The sequence below is a fragment of the Streptomyces morookaense genome (assembly GCF_013030945.1).
GTDB classification, from domain to species: Bacteria; Actinomycetota; Actinomycetes; order Streptomycetales; family Streptomycetaceae; genus Streptomyces; species Streptomyces morookaensis.
Genome location: NZ_JABBXF010000058.1, coordinates 1 through 17,731, shown reverse-complemented (window position 1 = coordinate 17,731; position 17,731 = coordinate 1). Strand labels below are relative to the sequence as shown.

13 protein-coding genes and 1 pseudogene are annotated in these 17,731 nt (G+C 74.1%); 6 read left to right on the top strand and 8 right to left on the bottom strand.

Annotated features, from left to right (window positions below; all coding sequences use genetic code 11):
* The first annotated feature begins 106 nt into the window (after positions 1-106).
* On the top strand, positions 107-1,711 hold the full coding sequence (locus HG542_RS23285) for an ABC-F family ATP-binding cassette domain-containing protein (RefSeq protein ID WP_171084553.1): 1,605 nt from the start codon (positions 107-109) through the stop codon (positions 1,709-1,711).
* On the opposite strand, the gene HG542_RS23280 is transcribed toward HG542_RS23285, so the two are convergent.
* The 5 genes from HG542_RS23280 to HG542_RS23260 form a co-directional block, all read right to left on the bottom strand.
* Entirely contained in the window at positions 1,684-2,658 is a 975-nt protein-coding gene (locus tag HG542_RS23280) for a phosphotriesterase family protein (protein WP_171084662.1), read from the bottom strand. The two genes, HG542_RS23285 and HG542_RS23280, sit on opposite strands and share 28 nt — an antisense overlap.
* Positions 2,658-4,007 (bottom strand): YhfT family protein, encoded by a 1,350-nt coding sequence (locus tag HG542_RS23275; protein WP_229922896.1) that lies wholly within the window; start codon positions 4,005-4,007, stop codon positions 2,658-2,660. The genes HG542_RS23280 and HG542_RS23275 overlap by 1 nt, the downstream gene beginning before the upstream one ends.
* A 102-nt stretch (positions 4,008-4,109) precedes the next feature.
* A complete protein-coding gene (locus tag HG542_RS23270) occupies positions 4,110-4,490 on the bottom strand; it encodes a DUF2620 family protein (RefSeq protein WP_171084552.1) in 381 nt (126 codons plus the stop codon).
* Positions 4,487-4,888: a PRD domain-containing protein gene (locus HG542_RS23265; RefSeq protein ID WP_171084551.1), complete on the bottom strand. Its 402-nt coding sequence runs from the start codon at positions 4,886-4,888 to the stop codon at positions 4,487-4,489. The genes HG542_RS23270 and HG542_RS23265 overlap by 4 nt, the downstream gene beginning before the upstream one ends.
* Positions 4,889-4,902: 14 nt before the next feature.
* A complete protein-coding gene (locus HG542_RS23260) occupies positions 4,903-5,499 on the bottom strand; it encodes a TetR/AcrR family transcriptional regulator (protein ID WP_171084550.1) in 597 nt (198 codons plus the stop codon).
* A 182-nt stretch (positions 5,500-5,681) separates the two neighbouring features.
* On the opposite strand from HG542_RS23260, the gene HG542_RS23255 reads away from it, so the two are divergent.
* Positions 5,682-6,407, top strand: coding sequence for a HisA/HisF-related TIM barrel protein (locus tag HG542_RS23255; protein ID WP_171084549.1), 726 nt, complete (start codon positions 5,682-5,684; stop codon positions 6,405-6,407).
* 164 nt (positions 6,408-6,571) lie between these two features.
* A complete protein-coding gene (locus tag HG542_RS23250; protein WP_229922895.1) occupies positions 6,572-7,951 on the top strand; it encodes a carboxylesterase/lipase family protein in 1,380 nt (459 codons plus the stop codon).
* 18 nt (positions 7,952-7,969) lie between these two features.
* Here HG542_RS23250 and HG542_RS35370 read toward each other — a convergent pair whose 3' ends face one another.
* Together HG542_RS35370 and HG542_RS35365 are read right to left on the bottom strand one after the other, a co-directional pair.
* Entirely contained in the window at positions 7,970-8,491 is a 522-nt protein-coding gene (locus tag HG542_RS35370; protein WP_438816703.1) for a phosphatase domain-containing protein, read from the bottom strand.
* A gap of 99 nt (positions 8,492-8,590) precedes the next feature.
* Positions 8,591-8,908: pseudogene (locus HG542_RS35365) on the bottom strand (AAA family ATPase); the annotation flags it as partial.
* Between the two features lie 239 nt (positions 8,909-9,147).
* Here HG542_RS35365 and HG542_RS23240 point away from each other — a divergent pair.
* Together HG542_RS23240 and HG542_RS23235 are read left to right on the top strand one after the other, a co-directional pair.
* Positions 9,148-9,864 carry a TNT domain-containing protein gene (locus tag HG542_RS23240; protein WP_171084543.1) on the top strand — a complete coding sequence of 239 codons (717 nt, stop codon included), beginning with the start codon at positions 9,148-9,150 and terminating at the stop codon, positions 9,862-9,864.
* An 80-nt stretch (positions 9,865-9,944) separates the two neighbouring features.
* Positions 9,945-11,549 carry an adenosine deaminase family protein gene (locus HG542_RS23235; RefSeq protein ID WP_229922894.1) on the top strand — a complete coding sequence of 535 codons (1,605 nt, stop codon included), beginning with the start codon at positions 9,945-9,947 and terminating at the stop codon, positions 11,547-11,549.
* Here HG542_RS23235 and HG542_RS23230 read toward each other — a convergent pair.
* On the bottom strand, positions 11,544-12,572 hold the full coding sequence (locus HG542_RS23230) for a 3-oxoacyl-ACP synthase III family protein (RefSeq protein ID WP_171084542.1): 1,029 nt from the start codon (positions 12,570-12,572) through the stop codon (positions 11,544-11,546). The genes HG542_RS23235 and HG542_RS23230 overlap by 6 nt on opposite strands.
* A 199-nt stretch (positions 12,573-12,771) precedes the next feature.
* Between HG542_RS23230 and HG542_RS23225 the strand changes: the two genes are divergently transcribed.
* Positions 12,772-17,731 (top strand): type I polyketide synthase (locus HG542_RS23225; RefSeq protein ID WP_171084540.1); only part of this gene is annotated, 4,960 nt, incomplete at its 3' end.

The following is a 17,731-nucleotide window of genomic DNA, read 5'->3' as shown; positions in this document are numbered from 1 at the left end:
AGGGGCTCCCGTTACGGTGGTCGCATGTCTACGCCCCGAGTTTCCTAGCCGAGGACCCGCTTCCACGCCAGAAGTGTGTCCTCTTGCTTTCTCGGAGTGTCATCCCATGATCACCGTTCGCGACGTCGAACTGCGCGCCGGCGCGCGCCTGCTGCTGTCCGGCCTCTCCTTCACCGTCTCTCCCGGCGACCGCATCGGCCTGGTCGGCCGCAACGGGGCCGGCAAGACCACCCTCATGACGGCCCTCGCCGGCCGCTCGAAGCCCGCCGCCGGTGCCGTCACGCGCACCGGCCCCGTAGAGCTCCTCGCCCAGGACTCCCGCGCCGCGGACCCGGCCGTGACCGTCACCGACCGCATCCTGTCCGCCCGCGGCCTGGACCGGGCCCTGCAGCGGCTGCGCGCCGCAGAGGCCGCCATGGCCGAGGCCACCGGACCCGCCGCGCTGGAACGGGCGATGAACGCCTACGCCCGCGCCGAGGCCGCCTTCCAGGCCGGCGGCGGATACGCCGCCGAGGCCGAGGCCGCCCGGGTCGCGGCCGGGCTCGGGCTGCCCGGCCGCGTGCTGACCGAGCCCGTCGGAGCCCTCTCCGGCGGCCAGCGGCGCCGCGTCGAGCTCGCGCGCATCCTGTTCGCCGGACACGACGGCACCCTGCTGCTCGACGAGCCCACCAACCACCTCGACGCCGACTCCGTCGCCTGGCTGCGCACCTTCCTGCAGGGCCACCAGGGCGGCCTCGTCGTCATCAGCCACGACACCGGCCTCCTCGCGGACGTCGTCAACCGCGTCTTCCACCTCGACGCCACCCGCGCGACCATCGACATCCACAACACCGGCTGGCACACCTACCTCGCCCAGCGCGAGGCGGACGAGCGGCGGCGCGCCCGGGAACGGGCCAACGCCGAGCGCAAGGCCGCCTCCCTGCATGCCCAGGCGGACAGGATGAAGGCCCGCTCGGCCACCGCCGTGACGGCCAGGAGCATGGCCCGCCGCGCCGACCGCATGCTCGCCGGTCTCGAACCGGCCCGGCGCACGGAGAAGGTCGCGAAGATCCGCCTGCCGGAACCGGCGCCGTGCGGCCGCATGCCGCTGGGTGCGATCAGCCTCGCCAAGTCCTACGGCGGCCACCGGGTCCTCCAGGGAGTCGACCTCGCCGTCGACCGGGGCAGCCGCCTGGTGATCCTCGGCCTCAACGGCGCGGGAAAGACCACCCTGTTGCGCCTCCTCGCCGGCCAGGAGACCCCCGACAGCGGCCGGGTGGTGCACGGACCCGGGCTGCGCCTGGGCTACTTCGCCCAGGAACACGACACCCTCCGCACCGCACGGACCGTACGGGAGAACCTCGCCGACGCCGCGCCGCACCTCACCGACGGCGAGGTGCGGCGCGTGCTGGGCTCGTTCCTCTTCGCGGGAGACGACGCCGACAAACCCGCCGGTGTCCTGTCCGGCGGGGAGAAGACCCGCCTCGCCCTCGCCGCCCTCGTCCACTCCGGCGCGAACGTCCTGCTGCTGGACGAGCCGACCAACAACCTCGACCCCGCGTCCCGCGGTGAAGTCCTCGCGGCCGTCGGCTCCTACCCGGGCGCGATCGTGATGGTCACCCACGACGAGGGCGCCATCGACGCCCTGCGCCCCGACCGTGTCCTGCTCCTGCCGGACGCGGACGAGGACCTGTGGAGCGAGGACTACCGGGACCTGGTCGCGCTCGCCTGACCGCCCGGGAGGCCGGGGCCTGCCAGAAACCGCAGGGGATTGCGGCGCGTCATCAGGTCGACGACGTCGCCGCTCACTCCCGCGGCCCGGACCCGCGGCAGGAACGTGCGGAACAAGTACCCGTAACTCTGGCCCCCTTGACCGGCCAGGTACGTGTGGCGCGAGATGTCGCAGGAGAGCAGGATCCGGTCGGCATGCCCCGCATCGAGCAGAGCGAGCAGGAGCCGCAGCCGGGCCGCATCGTCCTGGTAGGCCGTCTTGCCGACGGTGTCGAAGGAGACGTACGCGCCCTCGGCGGCGATCCGGCGGTGCACGGCGGGGTCGTCGAGCAGGTCCTGGTGCCCGATGGCGATGCGGTGGGGTGCCAGGCCCTGGGCGGTCAGCAGGGCGAGCTGCGCGAGGCCGCCGCGGCCGAGGCGGGTGTGCGTGGCCACGGGGAGCCCGGTGCGAACGGCGGTGCGGGCGGCGGCGGTCAGCGTCCGGCGTTCCGGCGCGCCGGGCCGGTCGCCGTGGCTGCCGGCCTCGCCGATGAGCCCGGGCCGGATCCTCGCCGGTCCGATGCCGTCGACCACGTCACGGGTCAGGATCTCGACGAGCCGGCCGACGTCGGCCCGACGCACGTCGGGAGGATGGAACGGCGCGCAGTACCAGCCGGTGCCCGCCACCACCGCCACCCCCGAGGCGGCGGAGACCCGGGCCAGAGCGGCCACGTCCCGCCCCATGCCCCGGCACGTCTGCTCGACGACCAGGGACAGGCCGAACTGCTCCCGGAGCGTGGCGAGTTCGGCCACGATCGCGACTTCGTGCCGCCCGTCGAGAAAGGCCGCGGGACGGCCGGGGCGGCGCAGGTCGAGGGCCAGGTGCTCGTGGGCGAGGACCGGTCCCCGGACGGCGGACGGGCACAGCGGTCCGGAGACGGTCCGGATCGTCCCCGCAGCACCGGGAATCACCGGGCCACCGGGGTGAACAGGTGCATCCAGTACAGCACGTTGAGGAGCACCCCTCCGGCGACCACCGCGGCCGGGGCCGCCGCCACCCGCGTCACCGGCCGGCCCGTCGCCTCGTTGAACAGGTACAGTCCGCCGACGATCAGAATCCCCGGACCGCCGCCCATCGCGTTCGCCGCCGCCAGCGAGCCGAGGAGAACGGCCAGGTGCAAGGTCTCCGTGATCGCATTGCGCAGCTGCCCCGAGGCGTCGCGCACCGACGGCAGCCCGCCGAGGGCCCGGCCGGCCCAGGACAGGAGCATCACCTCGGCGGCGAACAGCAGGGCGCCCGCCGCCAGGGCGAGCCACGGGCCGGGCAGCAGGTAGCCGACCGGGTAGACGAGGGTGAACCCCGCGACGCCGTACGCGCCCGATGCCAGCGCGGTCGTCGCGATCAACGGGATGAAGCCGAGGGCACGGTAGAAGTCGACCTGGGCGGCGCCGCCGTGGTCGCCCTTCGCGATCAGGAAGCCGGAGGCCTCGCCGCCGCCGAAGACGTGTGCCTGGCACAGCAGGCACACACCCGCGCCGAGCAGCATGAGCAGGGGCAGGTGCGAACGCAGCCGGAGGGCACCGGCCCGGAACAGACCGGCCGTCGGATCCTCCTCCGCGCCCGCCGGCCGGCCCGGTCCCGTATCAGCGGTCCCGCGCCGCCCCGTGTCCCGGTGCAGGGCGAGGCCGACGAGGACGAGCACACCGGCCGCCATCGCGATCGACCCGGGAAAGATCTTCGGCCACAGCTTCAACGACATGACCGTCAGCGCCAGTTCGAGTACGCCGCACAGGGCGCCGCTCAGCCGGCCGAACTGCCGGGCGACGGCGAGCACCGGGAACAGCGCGAACAGATGGAGGATCGGCGTCGCCATCTGCTGCATGGCCGTGACGAAGTCCACCGGCAGCTTGTGCACCAGCGAGTCGGCGCCACCGACCCCGAACACCACGACCGCTCCCCAGGCCGCGCCCAGCGCGGCGGCGAGCCACCGCCTCGGCGACACCAGGCCGAGAACATCGGTCGGCAGGAACACCAGCCAGGGATTGAGCACACCCGTGGACAACGCCAACGGCGCACCCAGGCCGAAGACGAAACCGGCCGACAGCCCGAACGACACCGTGGCAGTGGCCCTGCGTGTCGACCGCCCCTGCACGAAGTCCAGCAGGAACGGCCGCACACCGTCGTGGAACACGGCCGCTGCGCGCTGCGCGACCCAGGCCGCCAGCGCACACAGCACGATGACCGTCAGCCGTTGCGCGAGCGTGAAACCCGGATGGCCACCGGCGACGGCGGCCCCGGCAATGCCGTCCGGCTGCAACCCGACTCCTCCCGGTGCACGGGACCTGAGGAAGCCAGGCCATGGTGCACGGGCGGCGCCCGATGCGCCAGAGGACGTCAACGGCCGTTGTGGCGCCTGCCGTTACGGTGCCCGCAAACCCGGTGCCCCATGCGCACCTGCCACCGCGCGGACGATGACGGGCGTCACGGCCTCGATGCGGTCGACCGCGAAGCCGAAGACCTTGACGCCTGCGGCGAGCAGCGCCGCGACCTGGTTCTCCTGCGGAACGGCGCGGCCGAAGGTGTGGCAGGCGTCGCTGCCCAGCACGCCCACGAGCACGCCCAGGGAGGCCCCGGCCCCGGTGTGGCACGTGCCGAGGTAGCAGTCGGCCCGCCCGGAGCGGAGCTCCACGGCCGCGCCCATGTCGTCGGACTCGGCGACATCGATGCCGTCCAGGCCGAGCTGCTGCACGATGCGCGCGACGTCGGTCCTGCCGAGGCCGCCGGTGAGGATCCTCGTCATACGCTCCCCTCGCTCTCCGCCGTCGTCGCGCAGGTGCGCTGTGCCAGAACGGCCAGGTGCAGCCCCAGAAAACCGATCTCCGCCTCCGGCAGCGCCGTCCCCAGCTCCGCACGCGCGCGGGCCGCCACGGCCCGCGCTTCGGACACGGCCTCGGGATACGCCCTCAGCTCGGCCGTCACCTGCGCGTCCGGGACACACTGCCCGGCCGGCCGGCCGGTGGCCAGGCGGGTCAGCGCCATCATCAGATGACTCGTCAGCATGCCGGCCGTATCCTCCGTGACACACCGCCCCGCGGCCGCCAGCGCGTGGAGCTCCTTCACGACGAACTCCACGACGGGAAGCGGGACATGGCCGCCCTCGCGGAACATACGGACCCGCTGCGCCAGCCGTTCGTCCACCTGCCCGCCTCCGGTCAGCCGGTCGTGGCCCCCACGAGCGCGGGGTTGGGGGTGAGGATACGCCCGAGGACATCCTCGACCTCGCCGCGCGTGGGGAGCCGGGTGCCGGCCAGCCCGCGCAGCGTGAGGCCGTGCAGCGCGGCCGTGGCGGCCTGCGCGGTGACGGGGTCGACGTAGGCCAGCAGGAGACCGGCCGTGGTCTCGGCGTACCGGTCCGCGAGCGGCCGCAGGGCGGGGCGCCGCAGGGCGGCGAGGTAGAGCTCGAACTGGACGACCTGCTGGTCGCGCTGGGAACCGAAGCAGCCCATGAGGGTGTCGGTGAGCAGGACGGTCAGCTGGGTCGCGGTCAACTGCGGCCGCTGGGCCGCCCATTCCTCGAGGGCGGCGGCGTATCGGTCGTAGGCGCGTTGCAGCGCGGCCTGGATGAGGTCGTCCTTGGTGGCGAAGTGGTAGGTGGTCGCCCCGAGCGGCACGTCGGCCGCCTCGGCGACCGCGCGGTGGGTCAGGCCCTCGATGCCGCGGGCGGCGATGACCCGCTCCGTGGCCGCGGCGATCTCCTCGATCCGCCGGGCGGGGTCGCGGCGGCGCCGGGCGGGCTGGTCGGCGGCCATGCTGGGCGCTCCTGTGGTCCGGGAAAGCGGTGCTGTACGCCCGTACCGTACCCGGGATTCCGGTCCCGACGGCCGCGGCGGGGGAGCGCGACCGCCACCGTGGTGCACGGCCGTGGTGTACAGACGCGGCCCCCGCGGTCATGCTGTTCACCCGGTCCGGGGCTGCGGCGAAGGAGGCGGTCTTGTCGTTGACGGTGTTCCCGTCGGTCCACATCGACGGGGGAAAGGTCGTCCACCTGGTCGAGGACCAGGTGGTGCCGGAGGCGGTGGAGACGGACCCGCTCGCCGTGGCCCTGAAGTTCCAGCGCCAGGGCGCGTCCTGGGTCCACCTCGTCGCGGTGTCGGACCACCTCGACGAGGCGGACCTCGCCACGGTCACGCGCATCGCCGGCAGCCTCCGCATCGGCGTCCAGGCGCTGTTCTGCTCCGTGACCGACGACGGCACCCTGCGCCGTGCCCTGCGCACCGGCTGCGCCCGGCTGAACCTGGGCAGCGCCGCACTGACCGACCTGGACTGGTGCGCGGCGGCCGTCGCCCGGCACGGCGACCGCATCGGGGTCAGCACCCTGGTCCGTACGACACCGCAGGGCCCCCGCGTGGCAACCGACGGCGGAGCCGGGGACGTCGGCGACCTGTGGCCGGTCATCGGCCGGCTGGACGGGGCCGGCTGCGCGCGGTGCCTGGTCACCGACATCAGCAGGGAAGGCATGCTGACGGGCCCCAACCTCTCCCTCTTCCGGGACGTCTGCGCCCGCACCGCCATGCCGGTCCTCGCCGCCGGCGGCATCCGCGGTCTCGACGACCTGCGGGCCGTCGCCGCGCTCGCCCCGCACGGGGTGACAGGCGCGGTCGTCGGCCGCGCCCTGTACACCGGGGCACTGTCCCTCCCCGAGGCCCTCGCCCTCTGACGCCTCCGAGGCCGGGTTCGCGGAGCAGGTTGGCACACATCCGCAACAACAGGCCCCGCCGGTGACACACTTTCCCCCGCTCCCCGCCGCGGTTGGCCGCACCCGGCATGCCGGGCGTAGACAGGGCCTGTCCGGAGAAAACGGCGAGGAGAGGGAGACCGGAAGTGACGTCGGACGAACAGGACTGTGTGCAGCGGCCGGTGGTGGCGACCGGCCGGGGCCGGGTGCGGGGAACGGCGGAAGGCGGGGTCGCGGCGTTCCGGGGCATCCCGTACGCGGCCTCCCCGGTCGGCGCGCTGCGCTTCGCGCCCCCGGCACGGCACCCGGGCTGGAGCGGCGTCCGGGACGCGGCCCACGCCGGGCCGTCCGCGCCGCAGGGCCCGTCCCGCCTGGAGGCGGTCATGGGGCCCCGCGTGCCGGACTGGGACGAGGACGGCTGCCTGACCCTCAACGTCTGGACCCCGGCCGGGGCGCTGCACGGCGGAGCCGGACTGCCGGTGCTGGTGTGGTTCCACGGCGGCGGCTTCAGCAGCGGCTCCGGCGGCTGGGACTGGTACGACGGCGCACGGCTCGCCGCGCTCGGGCGGATCGTCGTGGTCACCGCCAACTACCGCCTGGGCCCGCTCGGTTACCTGTACCTCCCCGAGATCGGTGCGGGCAACCTCGGTTCCCAGGACCAGGCCGCGGTGCTCGGCTGGGTCCGGGAGAACATCGCGGGCTTCGGCGGCGACCCCGACGCGGTGACGGCCGGCGGCCAGTCCGCCGGCGCCCACTCGGCCTTCTCCCTCGCCATCGACCCGCGGACCCGTGACCTGGTGCGGCGGGTGATCGCGCAGAGCGGCCCGTGGGGCCTCCCGCCGCAGGACCCGGCCGAGGCCGCCGCAACCGCCCGCGATTATCTGCACCTCCTCGGCATCACCGGAACGGACCCCGGCCCGGCCCTGCGGGAACTCCCCGTCGAACGCCTGCTCGCCGCCCACCGCCGGCTGGCCGCCGAACGGGCCCGCCCCGGCAGCATCGCCCCCGTGATGTACCCGGTGCTCGGCGGCCCCGGCCACCCCCACCCCTGGCGCCGGGCCGTCGCCGCGGGCGCGCTCGACGACAAGGACCTGCTGCTCGGCACGACCGGCGACGAGATGACCGCCTTCCACGCGCTCGGCCCCGCCGCCCCGGCCACCCGGCTCGCCGACCGGGCAGGCGACCGCGTCTTCCAGCGCGGCGTCACCGCGATCGCCACCGCCCGCGCCCGCCAGGGCCTCCCCGCCCACGTCTACCGCTTCACCCGGCGGCCGGCCCCCGACCCGCTCGGGCTCGGAGCCACGCACTGCGCCGAACTCCCCTTCCTCCACGGCACGTTCGACGCCTACCCCGACGCCCCGATGCTCGGCGCCGTGGACCCCGGCGACCACGCCCTGGCCCGCGCCTTCGGCGGCGCGCTCGCGGCCTTCGCCGCCACCGGCTCGCCCAACGGACCGGGCCTCGCCCCCTGGCGGCCGTACCGCACGCCGGCGGACGTCAGGGAGTTCGGGACCGCACGGCCCTGAGCCGGGCCGCACGCGCCCTCATGTACGGCCCTCGCGCTCCTGGACGTACTCCAGGAGCGGCTGCGGCTCCATCCACGGCGCGTGCAACACCCGGAATCCCGCGGCCTCGTAGGCGGCGCAGACCTGTTCGTCGTCGTCCACCACGGCGGTCACGCACTGCTCCTGCGCCAGCGAGCGCAGCAGTTCGGGCTTGACCGTACGGGCCGGCCTGCGGTCGCCGTCCCGGCGCATCAGCAGCGGGCCGGCGGGCAGGCCCTGCCGGGCCAGCCACTCCTCCGTCGCGCGCCGGCAGCTCTCCGGGCGGCCGGTGACGTACGCGAGGCGGCACTGCCGGGCGCAGGCCAGTGCGAGCCGGACGCCCTCGGCCAGCGGCGGGTCGGCGGGGGCGGCGGCGAAGAAGGCGTCCCAGTCGCGGGGGCGGGCCCGTACCAGATGCAGCCGGTGCCGGACGTCGGCCAGCGTGCCGTCCAGATCGAACACCACCACCGCTCGCGGCCGGGGGCCCGTGACTTCAGGCGACGGCTCCTCCGCCGGGCGCACCAGGAATCCGCCGTGCCCGTCGAGCCGCACCTCGTGCACCGCGTCGAAGCCGTCCGCCGTCCGCGGCCGGCGCAGCCTCTTCAGGGTTGCGCAGAGGCCGACTTCGGGCACCTTGGCCCGGCCCTCGCGCACGGCGTTGCGCAGCAGTGAACCGATCAGATCCGGCGGGAACCAGTACGCGACGACCGGGACGCCGTGCGAGCGCGCTGCCGCGACCAGCGGATCCCATTCGACGGGCGAGGGGTTGGTGTTGTCGACCACCACCGGCACACCCTGGGCCAATGCCTCGTCGACCAGCCGCATCTGGCGGCGCTGCCGGTGTCTGGCCCCGCGGAAGAGGTCCTTGCTGACGAGGGCGTGCGTACCGGCGAACGTCCGGGCGTAGAAGGTGGACTTGCCCGAGGCCTGCAGTCCCACCAGCACCACGAGCTCCGTCCGGGCAGCGCCTGCTTCGTTCGGCTCGGGCACGGCGGCTCCCTTCGGCGTCGTCGCTCATCGTACGCGGCGAGATCGGGCCACCTGGGGTGCGGAATGCCCGAGCCGGTGGTGGCGCAATTTCTCCCTGCCGGATCCGCCCCGCTGCTAAGTTCCGTGGCTATTGCACCTAGTGGGAGGCCTGCGGTCCGTGGGCCCTGGCGTGGCATCAGGAGGCCGGAGTGAAGGGCACCGTCCGGATATCGGTCGCCGTATGCGCGGCGCTGCTCGCGGGCCCGGCCCTGTCGGGCACGGCACAGGCCGCGCCCGCGGCACCGGCACCGGCCCCGGAGTGCGCGGTGGCCGACCACGGCGACTGGTCCCTCGGCCCGGACAAGCTGCCGGTCGCGGCTCCCGTGGGCCTGCTCGTCACGGGCTACGACAAGCTCGGGGGAGCCGACAGCGCCAAGGAATTCCTGGACGAATGGAAAGACGATAACTGGGACTGGCGCTATCCCGGCAACGACGGTTTCGCCGGCACCCCGCACCGCGTCACCGTGACCTACGACGCCCGGCACGAGGTCTACGTCGACCGATTCGGCGCGGCCACGGGCACCTTCGTCTCACCGGACGCCGAGTCCGCGCCCGCGTCCTATCGACAGCGGTCCATACCGCCGTCGAATCTGCACACATACCGGAACGACGACGGAACGTACGGTGCCGCCTGCAACTACCACGTCTACAAACTGCTTCCGGGCGCATCCTTCACCGGGTTGCAGGGCTCGATCGCCGCATGGTTCGGACAGCCCGGCGGCGGGACCCAGATCAAACTCGACAAGCCCGTCCGCGACCTGATCGCGGCCAAGGTCCTGGCCGAGGTCACCCCCGGCCGCAAGGGCAAGACGCCTCCGCATCGACGGAGCCCACGAGCCGACGAACTCGTCGGCCGCCTCGGCTGACGCGCACGAGATCGCGCCCTCGCCGCGACTCGTACAGTGACGTCCGCATCACCACTCTGCAACTGCCGTCAGGAGGACGGGTGACCCTCGCCAACCACCGGGCCCGAACAGGCCGTTCGCCCGCCGGCCGCCGCCGGCGACGGCTGCGCACGGCGATGGCAGCCGTGATGTGCACCAGTGCCCTGCTGGCCGGCGGGGCGGCCGAGCCGGCCGCCGCCGCATCCGCGACGGATCCGACCGCGGCCACGGCCGCCCACCTGGACCGCATCCGCGGGGACCGGGACAGGCTGCGGGCCTTCCTGCACGACATGCCCAAGGGCGCGGACCTGCACAACCACCTCAGCGGCGCCGCCTCCACCGAGCTGCTGATGGGCTTCGCCGCGCACGACGGCCTCTGCATCGAAGAGGGCTCGCTGCGCGCCGTCCGGCCCCCGTGCGCGCCCGGCGCCCGTCCGGCCTCCGATGCCGGCCGCGACCGGGAGTTCCGCCGCCGGATCCTCCGGGCCTGGTCCATGCAGGACTTCGTGCCCGGCCGCGAAACCGGGCACGATCATTTCTTCGCCACGTTCGGAAAGTTCGAGGCGGCGACGGCCGGCCACACCGGCGAGATGCTGAGCGAGGTGGCGGACAAGGCCGCCGCGCAGCACCAGTTCTACCTGGAGACCATGGTCTCCCCCGACGAGGACGACGTGGCCGCCCTGGCCCGCACGGCCCGCCCCGGCGACTCCCCGGAACGCCTGCTGGAGCGGATGACGGCCGGCGACGGCCTGCACCGGCTGGTGGAGCGCACCAGGAAGCAGACGGACCGGGCGATGGCCGCATTCCGCACCGCTTCACGCTGCAACACCTCCGCACCGCACCCCGGCTGCGCACTGCCCGTCCGCTTCATCACCCAGGTCGAACGTTCCGCCCCGCCCGCCCAGGTCTTCGCCCAGCTGCTGCTCGGCTTCGAACTGACCCGGCAGGACGAGCGGTTCGTGTCCGTCAACCTCGTGGCACCCGAGGACGGCCCCGTCGCACTGCGCGACTACGACCTGCACATGCGCATGCTGGAAAGCCTCCACGCGCGGTACCCCGCCACACACATCACCCTGCACGCCGGTGAACTCGCGCCGGGCCTCGTGCAGCCCGAGGACCTCCGCTTCCACATCCGCCAGGCGGTGCTCACCGGCCACGCCGAGCGCATCGGCCACGGTGTCGACGCCCGCTGGGAGGACGACCCGGAAGACCTGCAACGCACGCTGGCCGACCGGCACGTACTGGTGGAGGTGCCACTGACCAGCAACGACCAGATCCTCGACGTCTCCGGCAGCAGGCACCCGTTCGCCTTCTACCGCGCCCATCACGTGCCCGTCGCCCTCGCCACCGACGACGAGGGCGTCTCGCGCAGCGACATCACCACCGAGTACCAGAGGGCCACGACGACCTACGGCCTGGACTACCGCACCCTCAAGGACCTGGCCCGTACCTCCCTGGAGTACGCGTTCCTGCCCGGCCGGAGCCTGTGGACGAGCCGCGACGGCTTCACGCCCGTCCCGCAGTGCGCCCGCGACCTCCCGGGGGACCGGCACCCTTCCGCCGGGTGCGCGCGCCTGCTGGCCGCGAGCCCCAAGGCACAGGCGGAATGGCGGCAGGAGAAGGCCTTCACCGCCTTCGAGCGCCCCTACGCGGCGGCGCGCTCATAGCCGGATCAGGACGAGCCCCATGCTGAACCCGCTGGCCAGCCCGATGAGGGCGACGACGTCGCCGGGCATGACACGGTCGGACCGCTGCGCCAGGGCCAGTTGCAGCGGCAGGGACGCGGACGCGGCGTTGCCGTAGCGGTCCACCGTGGCCAGGAAGCGGCTCTCCGGCAGCCCGAGCAGGGCACAGGCCTCGCGGAACTGCGGCATGGAGATCTGGTGGACGGCGACGAACGCGCTCTCGCGCACCATGGCCATCTCCTGCGACGCGTGCGTCAGCACCAGACGGGCCATCTCGTGGCCCGTCCGGGACAGCTGGTTCTCGTTGAGCCGCAGGCAGTAGTGGTCGTCGCTCAGAGAGCGCGGATACATCGAGCCGCCGGACTTCACCGTGCACGCCTCCCAGGCGGAGGAGTCGGCGGCGAACATCGCGTACAGCACTCCGGGATCGTCCGGGCCGGCCGGCCCGGCGGTCAGGAGGAGAGCGGCGCCGGCGTCGGAGACGGTGTAGCCGGGCAGGTGACGCATGAACGTCTCCTGGTCGGGCGCGTGCCAGCGGGTGGTGAGTGTCGTCGTCTCCCCGCAGGCGATCAGCACGGTGCGGTGCCGGCCGGTCTCGATGAAGGCCGCCGCCGTCTCCACGGCGTTGAGGACGCTGTTGCAGGCGTTCTTCACGTCGAACACCGGGCAGAGGGCACCGAGTTTGGCCGCCACGATGTGCGCGGTGGCGGGTTCGACGAGGTCCTGCGACGTGGAGGCGAACAGCAGCAGGTCCACCTCGTGGATGCTCGTCCCCGCCATGTCCAGCGCCTCGGCGGCGGCCGCCACGGCGAGGTCGGACGCCTGCACGTCACCGGCCTTGACGTACACGCCCCGGACGCCGGTGAGGTTCTCCAGCGCTCCGGGCGGGGGGACGAAGGGACTCCCCGCCGCGATCATGCCCGCCCGGATCTGCTCCATCGTCCGGTACTGCGGCGGCAGGTGTACGGCGTTCGACAGCAGCCGGGCACGGCAGGAAGACGGCACGACAAAACCGTACGACGGCGGCCTCCGGGCGGGACCCCGCCGCCGGAGAACAACCACCAAGTGCCCATGTTTTCCGCATTATCGAGGGAGATCACCGCACAATCGGCCCGTTCCGTCCACGTTGACCGGCCCCGCACCGGGGTAGGGATGGAACCTGCGCCGGGACAGGCCGCGTTGGGGAAGCGGACGGGGGCCGACGATGGAGTGCAACGACCGTGCGGTGGCCGTCGTGGGCGTCGGCTGCCGGCTGCCCGGGGGGATCTCGGATCTGCGGGGGCTGTGGGACGCCCTGTCCGACGGCAGGGACGTGGTCGGCGAGATCCCGCCGGACCGGTTCGACAAGGCCCGCTTCGTCGACCCCGGAGGCCTGCGCGCCTGCCGGAGCTACACGGCGGCCGGCGGCTTCCTCGACGACGTGGCCGGCTTCGACGCCGCCTACTTCGGCATCGCCCCGAAAGAGGCCGAGGCCATGGACCCGCAGCAGCGGCTGGTGCTGGAAATGGCCGCGGAAGCCCTCGACGACGCCGGAATCCCCGCCGAGTCGCTGGCCGGCTCGGACACCTGCGTCTGCATCGGGGTCTCCGACCCGGCCTACGGCACGACCCAGGGCACGATCGAGGAGTACGCCAACCCCTACACGATGAGCGGTTCCACCCTGTCCATCGCCGCCAACCGTGTTTCCTACTGCTTCGACCTGCACGGCCCCAGCATGATCGTCGACACCGCCTGCTCCTCCGCACTGGTGGCCCTCGACCGCGCCTGCCGCACCCTGCTCGACGGCACCAGCCGCACCGCCCTCGCCGGCGGCATCAATGTGCTCAACAGCCCGTACTCCTTCGCAGGCTTCTCGCACGCGGGCATGCTCTCGCCCCGGGGCCGGTGCGCCGCCTTCTCCGCCGAGGCCGACGGCTTCGTCCGGGCCGAGGGCGGGGGAGTGGTCGTCCTGAAACGGCTCGCCGATGCCCAGGCCGACGGCGACCGCATCCACGCGGTGATCCTCGGCACCGGCACCAACTGCGACGGCCGCACCCGCGGCATGGCCCTGCCGAACTCCCGCATCCAGGAAGCACTTCTGCGCAGCGTGTACGAGCAGGCCCGGGTGGACCCGGACGAGCTCGTGTACTTCGAGGCCCACGGCACCGGAACCCCGGCCGGCGACCCGGCCGAGGCACAGGCCATCGGACAGGCCCTCGGCCGGCGCCGGACCGTGGGCCCGCTCCCGATCGGCTCCGTCAAGTCCAACCTGGGCCACCTCGAACCGGCCTCCGCCATGCCGAGCCTGTTCAAGGCCGTGCTCGTCCTCCGGCACGGCATCGCCCCCGCCACCCTGCACGCCCGCACCCTCAACCCCGCCATCGACTTCACCGGACTCGGCCTCGCACCCACCGTCGAACCCCTCGAACTCCCGCGCCCGGAACGGCCGGCCGTGGGCGTCAACTCCTTCGGCTTCGGCGGAGCCAACGCCCACGCCGTCCTCACCGCACCACCCGCCCCGCCCCGCCGCGAGGAGCCCCCGGCCGGCCCGCTGCCCGTCGTGATCTCCGCCCGCTCGGCCAAGGCCCTGCGCGAACTGGCCGCGCGGCTCGCCGCACACCTGCGGGAGACGCCGCCCGAGGACTTCTACGACCTCGCCCACACCACCACCCTGCGCCGCAGCGCCCACCCGCACCGCGCCGCCGTCCTGGCCGACGGGCCCCACGAGGCCGCCGACCGGCTCGACGGGCTCTTCACCGACGCACCCGCCCACGGAGCCACGGCCCGCAAGGCCGAACGGGACACGGTGGCCTACGTCTTCTCCGGCAACGCCTCCCAGTGGCCCGGCATGGCCGCCGACCTCCTGGCCGCCGACCCGGTCTTCCGCGCGGCCCTCGAAGAGGCCGACGCCGCCCTCGCCCCGCACCTCGGCTGGTCGGTGGCAGAGGAGCTGGCCGAGCCGGAAGCGGCCCGCTGGCGGCGCACCGAGATCGCCCAACCCGCCCTGTTCGCCGTGCAGACGGGCCTGGTGGCCGTGCTGGCCGCCCATGGACTGCACCCGGCCGCCGTCACCGGGCACAGCGTCGGCGAAGTGGCCGCCGCCCACGCCGCCGGGGCCCTCACCCTGCAGCAGGCCGCCCGCGTGATCGCCGAACGCAGCCGCACCCAGGGCACCACCGCGGGCACCGGACGGATGGCCGCCGTCGGCCTGTCCGAGGACGCGGCCCGGGAGGAACTCGTCCCCTACGCGGACGCGTTGGAGATCGCCGGAATCAACAGCGACCGCGCCGTCACCGTCGCAGGCGACCCGCAGGCCCTGGCCGCCCTCGGCGCCGAACTCACGGCTCGGGACGTCTTCTTCCGCGAACTCGACCTCGACTACGCCTTCCACAGCCCCGCCATGGACGCCGTCGCCGGCCCCCTGCGCACCGCACTGGCCGGACTGGAACCCGCCCCCGCCCGCATCCCCTTCCTCTCCACCGTCACCGGCACGGAACTGCCCGGCGAGGCCCTGACCGCCGACTACTGGTGGCGCAACGTCCGCGAACCGGTCCGTTTCCACGAAGCCGTCACCCGCATCCTCGACGGCCACGCCGGCATCCTCGTCGAGATCGGCCCGCACCCCGTGCTGCGCCCCTACCTGCAGCGCACCGGCGCCACGTACATCCCCACCCTGCGCCGTGACGGCGACGGCCCGCACGAGACCACCGCCGCCGTCGCCGCCCTGCTCGCCGCGGGCGCGGCCGTCGACCGGCGGACCCACTTCCCCCGCCCGGGCCGGGTCACCGACCTCCCCGCCTACCCCTGGCAGCGCGAACGCCACTGGATCGGCACCCCCCAGGACCTGGTCCTGCGCACCAGCGGCACCGGACTGCTCGACCACCCCCTCCTCGGCGAACGCCTCCCCGGACCGCACCCGCTGTGGGAAGGCGCCGTCGAGCCCCAACTGGTGCCCTGGCTCGGCGACCACAGGATCGCCGGAGCCGTGCTCATGCCCGCCGCCGCGTACGTCGAGATGGCACTGTCCGCCGGACGCCGCGCACTGGACCGGCCCGTGGAGGTACGGCACCTGGGCATCGCCAGCCCGCTCCCCATCGCCTGGCCCGACCCCGGCACCGCCCGCCTGCAGACCGCCGTCACCCCCGAGGACGGCGCGATCACCATCAGCAGCAGCGAGGGCCGCGGCACCGCCTGCCACCCCGTCGTCCGCGCCCAGGCCCGCACCCTGCTCGGCACCGCCCCCGCCCCCATCGACCCCGCAGCGATCCGCGCCCGCTGCCCCCGCACCGTCGACGGACCCGACTTCTACACGACCTGCCACAGTGTCGGCCTCGACGTCGGCCCCGCCTTCCAGCTCCTGCACCAACTGCACGTCGGCGAGACCGAGTTGCTGGCCGAGTACCGCAACGGGCACCCGGCCGAGGCCTACACCGTCCACCCCGTCCTGCTCGACGGCCCCTTCCAGGCCACCGTCGCCCTCGTCGAACAGCACATGCGGGCCGGCCGCGCCTACCTGCCGTCGACCTTCGACTCGGTCAGGGTATGGCGCACACCCTCCCCGCACGGCGTCGTCCACCTGCACCGGCGCAGCCACACCGAGACCGAGTTCTGCTGGGACGTCGCCTACGCCGACACCGACGGCACCGTCACCGCGGAGATCGAAGGGTTCCGCACCCGCCGCGCACACAACACCGACCGGACCCCGCTGACCGTCCAGCACACCGTCCTGCGCGCCGCCCCGCACCCCGCGGTCCCGGCCGCCCCCTCCCCGCTGCCGCCCCCCGCCGTCCTGGCCGACGCCGTCCGCGAACGGATCGACCGGCTGCACGACGCCCTGCAGGACACCGGCCACGACCGCTTCCGGGCCGCCGCCGACGAGACCGCCGCCCACTGCTGGGCCGCGGCCCTCGCCGGACTGCTCGACGACCCCTCCGCCCCGTTCTCCCTCCCCGACCTCCTCCACGGCGGACTGCAGCCACGCCACCGGCGGCTGGTGCTGCTGATGCTCCCGCTCCTCGCCCGGCACGGACTGGCCCGGCCCGCCGACGGAATCCGCTGGCAGCTCACCGGCACCGGACCCCGCCCCGACGCGTCCCTCAAGTCCCTGGTGGAGGACCACCCGGCCTTCGTCGCCGAAACCCTCCACCTCAACGCACACCTGCGGCACCTGCCCGCCGTCCTGCGCGACACCCCGGGCACCCGGGAACTCCTGGAGACCGGCGCCACGACGTACGAGCAGATGTACGCGGCCGCGCCCGCCCGCCGCTTCACCCACCGTGTCGCCCGGACCCTGCTCCGCGAGATCGTCCGCCACTGGCCGGAGGACCGCCCCCTGCGCGTCCTCGAACTCGGCACCGCACCCCACGCCCTCACCGAGGCCCTGCTGTCCCTGCTGCCGCCCGACCGCACCCGCTACACCTGCACCGACAGGTCCGAAACCGCCCTCGCCGCCGCCGGACACCGTTTCGCCGCCCACGACTTCGTCGACCTCCGCACCCTCGACCCGGACACCGACCCCACGGCCCAGGGCCTCTGCGACGGCGGATTCGACCTGGTCGTCGCCGACGACGCCCTGCACACCGCCGCCGACCTCGCCGGCATGCTCGGCCGCGTGCGCACCCTGCTCGCCCCCGGCGGACACCTGCTCGCCGTCGAGTCGCACGACGCCCAGCACGGGGCCCTCCTCCTCGGCGGCACCGAGGAGTTCTGGCAGCGCCACGACCGCACCCTGCGCCCCGACACCGTGCTGCTGCCCCGGGACCGGTGGCTGCCGCTCCTGGAGCAGTGCGGCTTCACCGGCACCGTACAGACCGGCACCGACGACCGCACCGTCCTCCTGGCCGCCGCCGGCCGCCTCCCCGCCGCCGAACCCGGCCCGCCCGCCCCGGAACCGGGCACCGCCTGGACCGTCGCCGCCGAGACGGCCGACGAAATCCCCGCCGCACAGGCGCTCGCCGACCTCCTGGGCACCGCGGAGACCATCACCGCCCCCGACGACACCTCCGCCTGGGCCACCGCCCTGCCCGCCGAACCCGGCGGCGTCGTCCTCCTGTTGAGCGCACCCGACGGAACCGAAGACGCCGTCGCCCGCACGACGCACCGCGCAGCCGTCCTGCGGACCCTGGCCGCCGCCTGCGCCGAACGGACCGAGGCAACCAGCCCGCAGGTGTGGCTGGTCACCCGGC

Coding starts and splice junctions, on each gene's coding strand:
- HG542_RS23285 (WP_171084553.1), top strand. CDS start 107: ATGATCACCGTTCGCGACGTCGAACTGCGCGCCGGCGCGCGCCTGCTG.
- HG542_RS23270 (WP_171084552.1), bottom strand. CDS start 4,490: ATGACGAGGATCCTCACCGGCGGCCTCGGCAGGACCGACGTCGCGCGC.
- HG542_RS23260 (WP_171084550.1), bottom strand. CDS start 5,499: ATGGCCGCCGACCAGCCCGCCCGGCGCCGCCGCGACCCCGCCCGGCGG.